The organism is Gordonia sp. WA4-43 (assembly GCF_020520305.1).
In the GTDB taxonomy this organism is placed as follows: domain Bacteria; phylum Actinomycetota; class Actinomycetes; order Mycobacteriales; family Mycobacteriaceae; genus Gordonia; species Gordonia hongkongensis.
This window is the reverse complement of sequence record NZ_CP084736.1, coordinates 4,046,141-4,061,015: the sequence shown is the minus strand read 5'-3', so window position 1 is coordinate 4,061,015 and position 14,875 is coordinate 4,046,141. Positions and strand designations below refer to the sequence as shown.

15 protein-coding genes are annotated in these 14,875 nt (G+C 68.1%); 8 read left to right on the top strand and 7 right to left on the bottom strand.

Features of this window, described 5'->3' with window-relative positions:
• Positions 1-14: 14 nt before the first annotated feature.
• Positions 15-539 carry a helix-turn-helix domain-containing protein gene (locus LEL84_RS18340; RefSeq protein WP_226512397.1) on the top strand — a complete coding sequence of 175 codons (525 nt, stop codon included), beginning with the start codon at positions 15-17 and terminating at the stop codon, positions 537-539.
• A gap of 90 nt (positions 540-629) precedes the next feature.
• On the opposite strand, the gene LEL84_RS18335 is transcribed toward LEL84_RS18340, so the two are convergent.
• The 5 genes from LEL84_RS18335 to LEL84_RS18315 form a co-directional block, all read right to left on the bottom strand.
• Positions 630-1,568 (bottom strand): hypothetical protein, encoded by a 939-nt coding sequence (locus LEL84_RS18335; protein ID WP_226512396.1) that lies wholly within the window; start codon positions 1,566-1,568, stop codon positions 630-632.
• A 215-nt stretch (positions 1,569-1,783) separates the two neighbouring features.
• Positions 1,784-2,569 (bottom strand): heparin-binding hemagglutinin, encoded by a 786-nt coding sequence (locus LEL84_RS18330; RefSeq protein ID WP_159370044.1) that lies wholly within the window; start codon positions 2,567-2,569, stop codon positions 1,784-1,786.
• A gap of 288 nt (positions 2,570-2,857) precedes the next feature.
• Positions 2,858-3,724 (bottom strand): 3-hydroxybutyryl-CoA dehydrogenase, encoded by an 867-nt coding sequence (locus LEL84_RS18325; RefSeq protein WP_159370043.1) that lies wholly within the window; start codon positions 3,722-3,724, stop codon positions 2,858-2,860.
• A gap of 162 nt (positions 3,725-3,886) precedes the next feature.
• Positions 3,887-5,182 (bottom strand): isocitrate lyase, encoded by a 1,296-nt coding sequence (aceA, locus tag LEL84_RS18320; protein ID WP_058251280.1) that lies wholly within the window; start codon positions 5,180-5,182, stop codon positions 3,887-3,889.
• 467 nt (positions 5,183-5,649) lie between these two features.
• Positions 5,650-6,420, bottom strand: a complete 771-nt coding sequence (locus LEL84_RS18315; RefSeq protein ID WP_058251420.1) for a hypothetical protein — start codon at positions 6,418-6,420, stop codon at positions 5,650-5,652.
• Between the two features lie 60 nt (positions 6,421-6,480).
• On the opposite strand from LEL84_RS18315, the gene ramB reads away from it, so the two are divergent.
• On the top strand, positions 6,481-7,923 hold the full coding sequence (gene ramB, locus LEL84_RS18310) for an acetate metabolism transcriptional regulator RamB (protein ID WP_058251281.1): 1,443 nt from the start codon (positions 6,481-6,483) through the stop codon (positions 7,921-7,923).
• 107 nt (positions 7,924-8,030) lie between these two features.
• Here ramB and LEL84_RS18305 read toward each other — a convergent pair whose 3' ends face one another.
• Positions 8,031-9,443: a lipase family protein gene (locus LEL84_RS18305; RefSeq protein ID WP_226512395.1), complete on the bottom strand. Its 1,413-nt coding sequence runs from the start codon at positions 9,441-9,443 to the stop codon at positions 8,031-8,033.
• 441 nt (positions 9,444-9,884) lie between these two features.
• On the opposite strand from LEL84_RS18305, the gene LEL84_RS18300 reads away from it, so the two are divergent.
• Positions 9,885-11,162 carry a lipase family protein gene (locus LEL84_RS18300; RefSeq protein WP_413466989.1) on the top strand — a complete coding sequence of 426 codons (1,278 nt, stop codon included), beginning with the start codon at positions 9,885-9,887 and terminating at the stop codon, positions 11,160-11,162.
• A 20-nt stretch (positions 11,163-11,182) separates the two neighbouring features.
• Here the strand turns inward: LEL84_RS18300 and LEL84_RS18295 are convergent, their stop codons facing one another.
• A complete protein-coding gene (locus LEL84_RS18295) occupies positions 11,183-11,647 on the bottom strand; it encodes a MaoC family dehydratase (RefSeq protein ID WP_058251282.1) in 465 nt (154 codons plus the stop codon).
• Positions 11,648-11,672: 25 nt separating this feature from the next.
• Between LEL84_RS18295 and LEL84_RS18290 the strand changes: the two genes are divergently transcribed.
• From LEL84_RS18290 to LEL84_RS18270, 5 genes are all read left to right on the top strand, one after another.
• Positions 11,673-12,209: a carboxymuconolactone decarboxylase family protein gene (locus tag LEL84_RS18290; RefSeq protein ID WP_058251283.1), complete on the top strand. Its 537-nt coding sequence runs from the start codon at positions 11,673-11,675 to the stop codon at positions 12,207-12,209.
• A 1-nt stretch (position 12,210) separates the two neighbouring features.
• Positions 12,211-12,852 (top strand): class I SAM-dependent methyltransferase, encoded by a 642-nt coding sequence (locus tag LEL84_RS18285; protein WP_226512393.1) that lies wholly within the window; start codon positions 12,211-12,213, stop codon positions 12,850-12,852.
• A 79-nt stretch (positions 12,853-12,931) separates the two neighbouring features.
• Positions 12,932-13,744 (top strand): class I SAM-dependent methyltransferase, encoded by an 813-nt coding sequence (locus LEL84_RS18280; RefSeq protein WP_226512392.1) that lies wholly within the window; start codon positions 12,932-12,934, stop codon positions 13,742-13,744.
• Positions 13,741-14,067 carry a cupin domain-containing protein gene (locus tag LEL84_RS18275; RefSeq protein WP_226512391.1) on the top strand — a complete coding sequence of 109 codons (327 nt, stop codon included), beginning with the start codon at positions 13,741-13,743 and terminating at the stop codon, positions 14,065-14,067. The genes LEL84_RS18280 and LEL84_RS18275 overlap by 4 nt, the downstream gene beginning before the upstream one ends.
• 40 nt (positions 14,068-14,107) lie before the next feature.
• The gene (locus LEL84_RS18270) at positions 14,108-14,785 is read left to right on the top strand and encodes a helix-turn-helix transcriptional regulator (protein WP_226512390.1); all 678 of its coding nucleotides are present in this window, start codon (positions 14,108-14,110) and stop codon (positions 14,783-14,785) included.
• Positions 14,786-14,875 lie beyond the last annotated feature (90 nt).

The window sequence follows — 14,875 nt, the reverse complement described above, 5'->3', positions numbered from 1 at the left end:
ACGAGACGAGGACGATGACACCCGGCGAGGATCGACGACGCGCGGTCGGGGCCCGGATCTCCGCCATCCGAAAGCAGCGGGGCCTGAGCTTGTCAGGCCTCGCCCGGGAAGCGCGGATCGGCAAGGGTTCGCTGTCCGAACTAGAAAGTGGACAACGAAATCCGACCCTCGACACGCTGTACGCCATTGCCGGTCCGCTCGGCGTGCCGCTGTCCGCCCTCCTGGGCGAGGAATCCGGAGTCGAAGGCGCCGGCCCCCACCTCGCCGCCCGGGTGCTCCACGTCGAGCATCACGACGACGGCTCGGTCACCGAGGTTTTCTGGTTGCGCGTCAGCCCGGGCGGGACCAGGGAGTCGCCCGCGCACGGGCCCGGCGTCATCGAGCACGTACATGTCGTCAGCGGCCATCTCCGGGCCGGTCGCGCCGGCGAGGAACGCGCGGCGGGACCGGGCGAATCCCTGCACTGGCTGTCCGACGTTCCGCACACCTACCGCAGCGACGACGGCGCGCTCGCGGTCCTCACCATCCGGACGCCCTGACCGCACCCGCCGCGGAGTCTCGCTCCCGCGGTGCTGTTTCCGTCCCGCTGATGAGATCCGATCAGCGGGACGGAAGCGGGACCGCGGGACTCAGCTCATCAACTCGAACTTTTCCAGCCATGGCCGGAGCAGGCCGATGAAGGATCCGTCCTCGAGCATCGACCAGGTCCAGCGCACGACGACGGGGCCCAGCGCGCGGATCTCGTCCTCGCGCAGCTTCTCCTGCAGTACGACATCGGCCACGGTCTTCCCTGATGGCCGGAGGCGGCCGTATTTGACCATGCCGTCGAACTCCCCGACGAGCTTCGCCTCCCAGTCGAAGTCGACATGGTAGACGCCGCTCCGCCCACAGTACTCGTGTTGCAGTCGTGGAGCCGGCAGGCCGGCCTCGATCATCTGCGCCCGACTCCACGATTCGCCGACACTTTCGGCCGCCCCATCGGCCAGTGCCAGCGCACGCCGAGCCACTCTGCCCCCCTGCCGACGACGAGAGGTGAGGATCCGCCCCATGAGCTCACGATCGGCGCCTGCTCGAAGTGCCTGGTCGAAGGCGGTGAGGGCCTGTGCGAAGTCGCCCCCGGCTGCTACATCGACAGCGGTTCGCTCGATTCTGGTGACGGGTATTCCGTCGACGACGGCGAGCTCGTCTGCCGTCAGGGTGGCGGCGTGGACGTGACGATGCGTCGCGATAAATCCGCCGGCCTTCTTGCCGTTGGTGACGTGGACGCGTTCGGTGGCGGGCTTCAGCAGCGGAATGCCGAGCACCGCGGCGGCCGAGACGTGACTCAGCGGCAACTGTGGTGCGCTCGCCGGCTGTGACGTGGCGATCGCGACAGACTTGAGGCGGTGCAACTCCTGGTCGCCTTCGTGCCCGGCGAAGTCGTCGGATGCCGGCACGTAGACGCCGGGGATGAGCCGGATCAGGTCCCCGGCGGATACCGCTGCAGCAAGCAGGTTGTCGGAGAAGGCCGCATCGAGTGCGGCGCCGCGACGGATCAGACCGTAGCGGTCCAGTGGGTAGCTGGTCATCTCTGTTCGACGCAGCGGAGGGCGTTTCGGCTCCATCGGGTTTTCCCCAACCTTCCCGCGGTCCCGCTTCCCTCCCGCTGATCAGATCTCATCAGCGGGACGGAAACACCACCGCGAGACAGGGACCTCGTCCCGAGACAAAGGCGCCCCCCCCCCCACACACGACAACGCCCCCGCCGGAAGCGGGGGCGTTGCCGGATGCGACTGTGTGCGACTTACTTCGCGGTGGTCGGCTTCTTGACCGGGGCCTTCTTGGCCGGCGCCTTCTTGGCGGCGGTCTTCTTCACGGCCGGCACCGGGGTGTCCTTGGCCTCGGCGACCTTCTTGGCCGGCGAAGCCTTGGCGGCACGGCCCTTGGCCTCGACAGTGCCTGCGGCGCCGTCGATCTCCTTGGCCGCGTCGTCGGCCTGCTCCTTGACGCTGCTGCCGGCCTCTTCGATCGCGACGGCGACGTCCTCGACCTGCTCGCTCGCACGGCCGGCGAGCTTCGCCGCACGATCACCGACGAGGCGGGTCTGGGTCGACACGACGCCGAGGGCGTCCTCGGTCAGGTCGACGGCGTCGTTGTAGACCTTCTCGGCGCGCGACAGGTTCTCCTGGACGAGCGGCTTGGTGCGCAGGCGCTCGAGGGTGGCCTCGCCGCGCTCGGCGAGCGAAGTGTAGAAGCCGTAGGCCTTCTCGACGTAGGGGTCGGCGAGGCGCTTGAACTCCTCGGCGGTCAGCTTGCCACGCAGTTCGTCGAGGTCGCTCGGGACCTCCTCGGACAGCGAGCCGATGCGGGTCTTGGCCTCGTCGAAACGCGTCTGGGCGGCCTCGGGCAGATCCGTGATCAGGGTCTTGGTCTCGGCGTAGCGGGCCTCGAGACGCGACTGGGCGGTCTCGGCAGCAGCCTCGGTGCGCTCACGCAGTTCGGTCAGCTTCTCGGTCACCTGGGCGAAGGCGTAGTCGCCGGCGCCGACGGCGGCATAGAGGGGGGCGTAGTTACGTTCGGTGGTGGTCACAGTGGACTCCTTCGGTCGGGTCACCAATCGCGCTGCAGCACATGCGGTCTCGTTGATCTCGGCGACTTCGCCGGGCGCATGTCGGAACAATCCGTCGCCTGCCGCCTCGAAACGGTCGGTGTTGCAAGCCAATTCGATTCGGCTCACACCGCGCGAGATAAGGGAACCGCGGCGCCATCGGTATTGGTGTTTCCGATAACCAGTATCCACGCTGTGCTAGCAAATGCAAGCATCTTGCTAACACTCGTGACACACGTCACCCCAGAGGGCCCGCCGGACCGGCGTCGATCAGGCGTACCGGTAGAAGCCGTCGTCGGCCTTCTTGCCCAGTCGCCCCGCCTCGACCATGCGCAAGAGCAGCGGAGGCGGTGCGTAGAGCGGCTCCTTGAACTCCTCGTACATCCGGTCGGCGATGGCCTTGATCGTGTCGAGTCCGACTAGATCGGCCAGCTTGAGGGGACCCATCGGGTGCGCACACCCGATGACCATGGCCTTGTCGATGTCGTCGACGGTCGCGACACCGCTCTCCACCATCCGGATGGATGAGAGCAGATACGGGATCAGCAAAGCGTTCACGACGAATCCGGATCGATCGGCCGACCGGACCACCTGCTTGCCCAACACGTCGTGGGCGAAGGTCTCGGCGCGCTCGACGATCTCCGGAGCGGTCGTCAGGGTGGTGACGAGTTCGACCAGCGGGAGAACCGGTACGGGGTTGAAGAAGTGCATGCCGATGACGCGGGCGGTGTTCTGGGTTGCCATGCCCAGCTTCATGATCGGGATGGACGATGTGTTCGACGCCAGGACTGCCCCGGGGTCGGTCACGACCTTGTCGAGTTGGGCGAAGATCTCGGTCTTGACCACCTCGTCCTCGACGACGGCCTCGCACACGAGGTGGCGATCGGCGAAGTCGCCCAGGTCAGTGGTGAAGCGGAGTCGCATCGACGCCTGGTCGCGTTCGCGTTCGGTCAGTTTGCCGCTCGACACACCGCGATCGAGTGATCGGAGAATCCGGGCGCGACCGGCGACGACGAGTTCTCGGCTGTGCTCGTAGACGAGCACGTCGGCGTGGGCCCGCGCGCACACCTCGGCGATCCCCGCGCCCATCTGCCCCGCCCCCACCACGCCGACGCGGGAGATCTTCTGGTTTGTCATGTCGGCTCCTCGGGTGAAAACGTCCTCGGCAAGAACCGATTTCGCAAGAACATGGGTGACCCTCCGGGCACGCGTCGAGCCCGGGATACGCCAACAGGCGGCCCGCAGCGAAAGCCGCGGACCGCCTGCCTGGTTCGCCTAGATCACAAAGGTGGCGAGTTCCTAGTGGAACTGGCCTTCCTCGGTCGAGCCCTTGAGAGCAGCGGTCGAGGTGTTGGGGTCGACGGTGGTGGCGATGTTGTCGAAGTAGCCGGCGCCGACCTCACGCTGGTGCTTGACGGCGGTGAAGCCGCGCTCCTCGGCAGCCTTGAACTCGCGGTTCTGCAGGTCGACGAACGCCGACATCTGCTCGCGGGCGTAGCCGTAGGCCAGGTCGAACATGCCGTAGTTCAGCGAGTGGAAGCCGGCCAGCGTGATGAACTGGAAGGTGAAGCCCATGGCGCCCAGCTCGTTCTGGAACTTCGCGATGGTGCTGTCGTCGAGGTGCTTGCTCCAGTTGAACGACGGGCTGCAGTTGTAGGACAGCAGCTGGTCGGGGTACTCGGCCTTGACGGCCTCGGCGAACTTGCGGGCCAGCTCGAGATCCGGGGTACCGGTCTCCATCCAGATCATGTCGGCGTAGGGCGCGTAGGACTTCGCACGCTCGATGCACGGCTCGATGCCGTTCTTCACGTGGTAGTAGCCCTCGGCGGTGCGCTCACCGGTGACGAACTGCTTGTCGCGGTCGTCGACGTCGGAGGTGATCAGCGTCGCGGCCTCGGCATCGGTGCGGGCGATCACGACGGTGGGGACACCGGCGACGTCGGCGGCGAGACGAGCCGAGTTCAGGGTGCGGACGTGCTGCTGGGTGGGGATGAGCACCTTGCCACCGAGGTGGCCGCACTTCTTCTCCGACGCGAGCTGATCTTCCCAGTGGGTACCGGCGGCACCCGCGGCGATCATGGCCTTCTGCAGTTCGTAGACGTTGAGGGCGCCGCCGAAGCCGGCCTCACCGTCGGCCACGATCGGCACGACCCAGTTGTCGACCGAGTTGTCACCCTCGACGCGGGCGATCTCGTCGGCACGCAGCAGCGCGTTGTTGATGCGACGCACGACGCTCGGGACCGAGTTGGCCGGGTAGAGCGACTGGTCGGGGTAGGTGTGGCCGGACAGGTTCGCGTCACCGGCGACCTGCCAACCCGAGAGGTACACGGCCTTCAGGCCGGCGCGGACCTGCTGCACGGCCTGGTTACCGGTGAGAGCGCCCAGGGCGTTGATGTAGCTGCCGTCACCCTTGGTCACGCCGTCCCACAGGATCTCGGCGCCGCGGCGGGCGAGGGTGTGCTCCTCGACGACCGAGCCCTGGAGCTCGGCGACCTGCTCGGCGGTGTAATCGCGCTTGATGCCCTTCCAGCGCGGGTTGGTGTCCCAGTCCTGCTGGATCTCCGCGGCGGTACGGGGCTTTCCGACGTTGCTCATTGGCTGCTTCGCTTTCGTTGTCCTGCTCGTCCCGACCGGGGACCGGATCGGGGCGACGGCCCGGCGCGCCGCCGGAACCTCTCTGCTGACAGACAGCCGATGTCCTCGTCTGGGGTGTGTGATCGCGATCGGCGTCAGTCTCGGCCGAAGTTTGCGAACCCGTCGACGTGGTATCGGTGGTGCCTGCAGCAAGGGTGCCACAACACAAACCCGCAGGTCCAACCCTCGAAGCGTGTAAATATGGGTTATTTTTCGCCACCTGTTTGCAAAGTTTGCAAATATAGTTCTGTGAACGCAGGGTCTACTTCCGCCAAAAAGTACGTCCGTACTGGGATTTTCTACTCACGAGTAGTCGAGCCGATCCGTGGTCTCGGAGGCCCTCGGACCCCGACCTCGACGGCCGGATACCCGAAAGTGATGTCCATCACACCAGTGCGGCACGGTCCGCGGACAGCGGACGGCGGCCGTCAGGGTGTGGTGACGCGCTCGACGGCGGTCTCGAAGAGATCCGCGAACACCGACGGTTCGATCGGCTCCACCGGGATGGCCGGCGGATCGCTCGCACGGGTGGTCGCACCCGACACCGTCAGCTGCATCGTCACCGGCCCGGATGCCGGCCGGTCGAGCACGGCGTACCCGGCGAACCCGATCTGCCGCCGGACACCGCCATCGGGCAGGGTCGTCGTGACGTCGGATCGCGTGAGCAGCATCTGCTCCCCTGGCAGCAACCCGCCGTCGATCTCCGGCTGGGGCAGTTCGGTGTACACCGTGAGCACCCGACTGCCCGCGAGGTTGCCGGTGGTGATCTCCGTCGTGGTCCGAGAGCAGCGGCCGGTCGTGGTGAGCCGGTCGGCGTCGATGTCGCGCGATGCGGTGGTGACCAGTTCGACGAGGGTGCCCGTCGCTCCGTCACGGGCGGCCAGCACCGCCGAGTTGTCGGCGGTCAGCTGGTCGTTGAGCGCGGCGTCGGAGGTGGGCCGGCAGTACTCGGGCGTGACGCGCACCGATCGGGAGGCGTCGATGGCGGCCCGGTTCCCGGCGACGAGATCCACCACCGACAGCGGGGCGGAGGTGTACCCCGGCGGCAGCTGGGCTTCGGACAGCACGAGATCGGCGGGACCGCGGGGAGCCGTCGTTTCCCCCGGGTCGCCCGCGCACCCCGCGAGGCCGAGCGCCACTGCCACGATCGACGCGGCCAGCGCTACCGGCGGGCGGCGTCGGCCGAGGAGGGGTAGCACGCGGTCACCGTACCCTGGGAACGACGCGCGACGCGGCAGCACCTGTCCGGGAGGTGGACGATGAGCAGGACCTACGTGGGCTCGCGGTTGCGCCAGTTGCGTTCCGAGCGCGGCCTGTCGCAGGTTGCCCTCGCGCAGACCCTGTCGATCTCGGCGTCGTACCTGAACCAGATCGAACACGATGCCCGTCCGCTGACCGCGTCGGTGCTGTCCAAGATCACCGAGGCCTTCGGCGTCGACGCCGGGTTCTTCGACAGCCAGGACGATGTCCGGCTGGTCGCCGAGCTGCGTGAGGCGCTGCTCGACGACGACCTCGAGGCCTCCCCCGGCGCACTCGACGCCCAAGGGCTCAGCGCGATGGTCGCGTCGCATCCCGAGATGGCCCAGGCGATGGTGAACCTGCACCGCCGCTACCGGGTCGCCACCGATCAGCTCGCGGCGGCGACCGACGAGCGGGGCGACCGCAGCATGCGGGGCACCATCAGCGCGCCGCACGAGGAGGTGCGGGACTATTTCTACCAGCGCCGCAACTACATTCACGAACTCGATGTCGTCGCCGAGGAGATGACGACCCGGATGCGGATGCACTCCGCCGACATCCGGCGCGAGATCATGAACCGCATCGAGAGCGTCCACGGCATCAGCATCGTGCGCCGCGTCGACCTCGGGGACTACACCCTGCACCGGTTCGACCGCGAGGCCCGGCGTCTGGAGTTCTCCGCGTCGCTCTCGGCAGGTCAGCGGACGTTCAAACTCGCCAGCGAGCTCTGCTATCTCGAGTACCAGGACCTCCTGGACAAACTGGTCGACGAGGCGAACTTCAGCGGTGAGGACGCCCGGGCGCTGGGACTTCTCGGTCTGGCGAACTACTTCGCCGCCGCAGTCGTCCTTCCCTACAGCCAATTCCACGGCGCCGCAGAGGATTTCCGGTACGACATCGAACGCCTCTCGGCCTTCTACGCCGTCTCCTACGAGACGATCTGCCACCGCCTCTCGACGCTGCAGCGGCCCAACCTGCGGGGCATCCCCTGGTCGTTCGTGCGCGTGGACCGAGCCGGGAACATGTCGAAACGTCAGTCCGCCACCGGTTTCCACTTCTCGTCCAGTGGCGGCACCTGTCCGCTGTGGAACGTCTACGAGACATTCGCCTACCCCGGCAAGATCATCACCCAGATCGCCGAGATGCCCGACGGCCGGAACTACTTCTGGGTTGCGCGCACCGTCGAACGCCGCGCCACCCGCTACGGACAGCCCGGCAAGACCTTCGCGATCGGCATGGGATGCGAACTGCGCCACGCCGCGCGGGTGATCTACTCCGACGGTCTGGAGATCGGACCGCAGGCGCATGTCACACCGATCGGCGCCGGTTGCCGGGTGTGCGAGCGGACCAACTGCGCCCAGCGCGCGTTCCCCGCAGTCGGAGCGTCACTTCGCATCGACGAACACACCAGCAGCGTCTCGCCGTACATGAGCCTCACCGAAACGCGCCCCGCCGCGCCCTGATCCACCCCCCTCTGCTCCCTGAGGTGCGAGGAGCGATAGCCCCCGGGCCGAGCAAGCGACGAAGGAGCGCGTCGAGGTCGACGAGCCACGAAGGGCCGCAGCACAACTCATCGACACTCGTCCCGAGCGGGCACTCCGCGCAGACGTTCGTCGAGCCAGGTCGCGGTGTCCGGGAACCCGACCGCAGCCGCCGTCACGTGTTCGGCCTCGTACTCCCGGTACGTCACCGTCGCACCGAGATCGCACTGCTGGGCGGCGAGCGCCCGTGCCTGGGTTGCGGGAACCCACCACTCGTAGCGCCCGTGGTAGATCAGCAATGGCATCGACGCCTTCAGATCCGACATGGACGTGACCTCGAAGAGCTCTTCGGCGATCGCGGAGTGGAACGGATCGGGGTCGGTCGACAGGAGCTGCGTCGGCAGGTGAGCGATCCCGAGGTTGCCCATGTCATCGGTGCAGATGTTGCGGATCTCCGACGTCGCAAGCCATCTCGCCAGATGGTTCGACATCTGGAGGACCTCGGGCCGTTCTCGGGCGACGCCGAGCATCGCGGCGTGGAAGACCCCGGACGCGAGGTTCGCGTTCATGGCGCCGGCGAGTGTCCGGTAGTCGGCGGGCACCCCGCCGATGGCCGCCCCCACGAACCGCCCGGCGATGTCGGGCGCATACTTCGCGGCCAGCTTGGCCGCGCCGTGGGTGGCGATCGCCCCGCCGGAGTAGCCGACCATGGCGACCGGTCCGCGGGCGAAGTTCGCCGGGTCGAGAGCGCCGGCCGCGCGCAACGAGTCGAGGATCACGTGGCCCGCGACATACGGCTCGGCGTAGGCCATCCGGGGCCCGGTGTGGTCGGGCACGAGCACCGCATAACCCCGGTCCAACGCGAGCTGGGTGAACGGCGGGATGAGATCGGTCTCGTTCGTGTTGTTGGTGAAACCGTGCGCGTAGGTGAAGCCCGTCGTGCACTTGGTGCCCAGCGCGACGATCGGCGAGTTGTTGACCAGGACGGGGCGGTCTCCCCGCCCGGTCCAGGCCTTGGCCGGCACCAGCAGGGTGGCCGTGCCGAACATCGGGGCACCGTTAGCGTCGGTCGTCCGGAACTTGACCTGCCGCGCCGATCGCAGCGGGACGAAGACCAGGGGCTGTGCCACCCGGGTCACCGACCGCGTGGTCAGGACCTCACCGGGTGTCCGCGCGGCCAGACCGGCCGGCCAGTGGTCGAAGAACCGGTCGCCACTGGGCGACGGCATGATCGCCTCGCGCAGTTCTTGCAGTTCACGGGAGGCGCCGGGAATCCGGGACCGTTCCGGGATGCGCGACAGCTTCGCGACCGGCGGCGCCGGGATCAGGCCGTCGAGGTCCGCCGGCAACTGTGGCGGGACCGCGGTGAGATTGGGCGGCTCGGCGTCGGCGGGACCACTCGTCCCGGTCGGGCCCGCGAGGAGCGCCACGGCGGCACACGTCGCCGTCACCGCGACCGCTGCGCGTCGGACCGATCGTCGAAGAACACCCCTGGCCGGCATCGCCAACCTCCCGTCTCACCTCGGCCATCGTCGAGTCGCCCGCCCCCCGGCAGCACCTCTGACGACTCGAACCGCGATGACCTCCGCCAATGCTAGTCGGTGACGACGGCCCACGCGGGAGCGACCATCCATGGCGGCACCCATGTAGTCCGGTCGGGTGACACGCGAAACCGCCTATCGCGCCGCACATCACGGTTACATCTCGGCGCGGCGACCATCGATGCGCAACGGACGTCCGCGCCGGGTCGACTGTTCTAAGGTCACCGACGAAGCGCTCTTCGACGCGGAGGCACCGCCATGACGAGAACCCGGCACGCGCTTCGACGCCGGGCGGTGCGGACGGCCACCGTGGTGGTGGTCGCCGTGCTGCTGGTGGCCGCGCTGCTGGTGGCCGCCGTCGGCTCGCTGTCCGCCGGGCCATCGGCCGCGGACCCGCCGAACATGATGCCGCTGCCGCCGCCCGTCGCAGGCGCCATCGACCGTGCGGTGCCACCGCCGCCCATTCCTCGGCTTCGCACGATCCCGCCTCGTGCGCGGGCCGACGGATTCGACCACCGCGCACTCGAATTGCGCGAATCCATCCTGCCGTCCCCGACAGGTGACCCGATGTTCGACCGGTGGCCGGCCGACCTGGATTCACGCGCCCCGGGAGACGCGATCGCCACCCGCGACGTCACCGCCGACGCCGGGCCGGTGGTGACGGTACCGCTCCGATCGGCGACGCTGATCAAGTTCCGCAGCACCGATGCCGTCGGGGCGCCGATCTTCGGCACCGCGACCCTGCTGGTCCCGCGTCGAACGGCCAGGGCACCGACGCCGATGCTCGTGAACAACCTGCCGATCGACTCACTCGGTGCCGCCTGCACACCCGGATACACACTCGCGCACGGGTTTTCCATCGCGACGGGCGTCACCGACCTGATCCCGCCGACGACCCAGCTGGCGCTGCACGAGGGCTATGCGGTGCTCGTGCCCGACCACCAGGGACCCCGGATGGCCTACGCGGAGCCGGTACTCGCCGGGCACGTGATTCTCGACGCCGTCCGCGCGGCCCTCCACGTGCGCCCGGAATTGTTGCGCCGCAGTCGGATCGCCATGACCGGGTACTCGGGCGGTGCCATCGCCACCCACGGTGCGGCGAAACTACTGGGCGAGTACGCAAGCGAGCTCACCGACCGCATCGTCGGCGCGGCTCTCGGCGGTGTCCCGGCCGACTTCCGCATGCTGGTCGGGAGCATGAACGCGAACCTCGCGACCGGCCTGTTCCACGCGGCCACCGTCGGCATCGCGCGCGAGCGCCCGGAGATCCTGGCCCTCGCGAACCGGCCCGCGCGTTGGCTCGCGTCGTCGCCGTTGAAGAACGTGTGCGTGATCCCCGAGGCGGTGGCCGGTGGCACCTTCCTGCCGATGCAGTTGCTCTCGAGTGATCCCGACCCGTTCCGGTCGCCGACCGCCGAGCGGATCTATCGGCTGACCGCGATGGCCTACCGCGCCTCGGTGATCCCGCTGCTGATCTACCACGGGACCCACGAGTGGTGGATACCCGCGGCCGGCGCCCGCGCCCTCTACCGCGAACAGTGCGCCCTCGGTGCGGTCATGGCCTACCGCGAGGTCTTCGGTGAACACGTCAGCGCGGCGCTGCTCGGCTTCCCCGTCGCCCTCGACTGGCTCGACCGCCGGCTACGCGGCGAACCGGCCGTCGACGAGTGCCGCCGCTGAGCGTCGAGGAGCCGCCCTGGTCAGAAGACGAGGACGCGAAGGTTCTCGGCGACGCACGCGGGCTTCGCCTCGCCCTCGATCTCGACGGTGTTGGTGACGACCATGTTCACGCCCTTGGGGGTCTCCTCGATCGAGGTGATCACCGCGTTCGAGCGGATGCGGGCGCCGACCTTCACCGGGTTCGGGAAGCGCAGCTTGTTCATGCCGTAGTTCAGGACCAGCTTGGGGCCCTCGACGGTGAAGATCTTCCCCGCGATCATCGGCAGGAGCGACACCGTCAGGTACCCGTGGGCGATGGTCGTCCCGAACGGACCGGACTTCGCACGCTCGGGGTCGACGTGAATCCACTGGTGATCGCCGGTCGCATCGGCGAAGGCGTCGACTCGTTCCTGGGTGATCTCGAGCCACTCGCCCGAGCCGAGGTCCTCGCCGATCGCGGCCTTCAGTTCGTCGACACTGGTGAACGTCCGTGTGGTGTGCGTCATAGTCCGCGTAGTCTACCGTGGGCCCATGGGCACACCTCGCGTTGCACCGGGTGGTTTCCGGGAGCTCGGGCCGGTCAATTTCGTCTTCGCGCGAGGGGCTGCACGCGTCATGGGTGTCGACGACGCGCACATCTTCTCCACCCTCGGGCGCGCGAAGGGGTTGTTCCGCGGCTGGCTCCACTTCAGCAGTCGCCTCATGCCATTCGGCGTGTTGTCGCGCAAGGACTCCGAGATGGTGATCATCCGGGTGGCCCACCTGCGACATTGCGACTACGAACTCGACCATCACCGGCGCCTCGGACGACGCGCCGGGATCACCGCCGACGAGTTCGACCGGATCCTGGCGGGTCCCGACGCCGGGTGGGGTGATCGTGAACGGGCGATCCTGCGGGCCGTCGACGAACTCGTCGAGACCAAGGACGTCTCCGACATCGCATGGCAGGCGCTGTCCCGGCACCTCGACGAGCGCAAACTCATCGGGTTCACCCTGCTCGTCGGTCAATACGACAGCCTCGCGACCACCATCCACACGCTGCGCGTCCAGCGCGACACCCGGTCCTGAGATGGAGTCGATCGCGCAGCGACTGATGCGCAACGAGTACTTCGCCGAGATCTACGAACACATGTGGCGGCCGACCTTCACCCGGCTCTTCAGCCTCGGTGGCCGTTCCACCGCCGACTTCGACCGCGCACTACGCGCCTACCTCGCCCGCCCCGGTGACCGGTTGGTCCTCGATGTCGCCTGCGGCCCCGGCAATTACACACGCGAGATCGCCGACGGACTCACCGGCGACGGTCGCTGCATCGGGATCGACTTCTCCGAACCGATGCTCGCGCGGGCTGCGCAGACCAATGCGGTGGCGCGGGCTGCGTTCCTGCGCGGCGATGCGCACGCACTACCGTTCGCCGACAACACATTCGACGTCGTGACCTGCCTGGCGGCGCTGTACCTGATCCCCGATCCGCTGCCCGTCGTCGACGAACTGGCCAGGGTGACCAGACCCGGGGGCGAGATCGTCGTGTTCACGTCGGTGACGACACGGCTCACCTCTCTGCCGGGTGTACGACCGCTGGCCGGGCTGGGTGGATACCGGATCTTCGACGACCACGAGATCGTCGACCGCCTACACGCGGCCGGGCTGGTCGACATCGAGCAGACGATCACCGGTCAGGGTCAGTATGTCCTCGCCACCAAACCCCGGTGACACCGGCGGCCGGTTAGGGCACCCTTCATCCCATCGACGGATTAAGAGTACAGTCACTCCTTGAAATAGGAGGCTGATGATGAGCAATGACACCGGCGAGGCCATGCCCTTCGCCCAGCGCAAGACCGAGGACATGCCGGGCCACTGGCTACTGGCGCGGTTGGGCAAGCGGGTGCTGCGGCCCGGCGGACGCGAGCTGACCGAGAGCCTCCTCGACGACGCGGCCATCTCCGGAGCCGACGTCCTCGAGATCGCACCGGGACTGGGCAAGACCGCGACGTCGATACTCGAGCGATCTCCGCGCAGCTATGTCGGCGTCGACGACGACCCCGACGCGGTGGCCTTGACCGAGAAGGTGGTCGGCAGCCGCGGTCGAGTGGTCCCGGGCGACGCGTCGGCCACCGGCCTCGCCGATGCGAGCACCGATGTCGCCGTGGGCGAGGCCATGCTGACGATGCAGTCCGACCGGGCCAAGGCGAAGATCGTCGCCGAAGCGTTCCGTGTGCTGCGCCCGGGCGGTCGCTACGCGATCCACGAACTCGCGCTCAACCCGGACACCCTCCCCGACGAGGACAAGACCGAGATCCGCAAATCTCTGGCCCGGTCCATCAAGGTCAACGCGCGGCCGCTGACCGAAGCCGAGTGGCGTGATCTGCTCACCTCTGCCGGCTTCGAGGTCACGACGGTGCGATTCGCCAAGATGGCACTGCTCGAGCCCCGTCGCGTCATCGCCGACGAGGGTCTCGGCCGTGCACTGCGCTTCGTCGGCAACGTCATTCGCGACCGCGACGCCCGCAAGCGAGTCCTGGCCATGCGCTCGACGTTCACCCGGTACAAGTCGAACCTGGCGGCCATCGAGGTCATCGCGACCAAGCCCGCCGACGTCGCATGAGCGACTGGACACTCGTCGACGACCTCGCGGTGAACACCGGCTCCACCGGAGATCGGCCCGACGTCGCGGTGCTGGCCCGAACCACCGGGGCCAACGTCGTGCGTCTCTCCTTCCACGCCGGCCAATCGATGCCCGACCATCGCACCGGCCGCCCGATCCTGGTGATCGGCCAGGACGGCGAGGTCGACGTGTCCATCGGCGACGAGACGACGCTCATCACACCGGGCAGGGCCGTCCACATCGAACCCGATGTCGGGCACGCGCTCGTCGCCCGCACCGACGCAGTGGTCACACTGGTGGTGCTGGAGAAGCCCGCGGACTGACGCGCGCTCTCCACCTCGACACCGAGAGGAGCCGTCGCCCATGACAACCAAGCAGCGGGACAAGGTGACCGACCTGCTGGCGGAGTCGGGGACGCCGCTGACCGCGGGAGAGGTCGCCTCGACCCTCGGACTCCACGTCACCACCGCGCGGTTCCATCTCACCAAGCTCGTCGACGAGGGCAGGGCGGAGACAACAGCCCTGCCCTCGTCCGGGGTGGGGCGCCCCCGGGTCGGCTACCAGGCGATCCCGCAGGCGCCCACCGGATCACTCCTGACCCACCTGCTGGGACGGCTCGGGAGTACCACCGCGGCCCGGGAACACGCAGGTGCCGAAGCCGGTCGGCTATGGGCGGACGAGCACGCGCCGACCGAACCCCGGACCGACCTCCCCGATCCCGTGACCGTGGCGTCGGACACGCTCGAACAGCTCGGGTTCCGGGTGTCCGGTGTGATGAGTGCGTTCGGGACCCATGAACTGCGACTCTGCTCCTGCCCGCTCAAGGACATCGCGGCGAGCCATCCCGAGGTGGCGCGCGGGGTCGCCCGTGGGGTCATCGAACAGGCTCTCGCGTCGAGTTCCCCCGCGCTCAGCTCGCAGTACGCGGTCGTGGTCTCCCCCGACCCGACGGGCGGAGACTGCGAGATCATGCTGCGGCTCGCACCCCTGCATCGCGGACCGACTCTGCCGTCCGCCACCGCCCGATCCTCCCAAAGGTGAGGCTTGCCTAAACACATTTAGAGGATTAGGTTACTCCAAAGGCGTTGGAGATCTTCGCCGTACGAACTCGCCGAAACAGGAGACCACCTC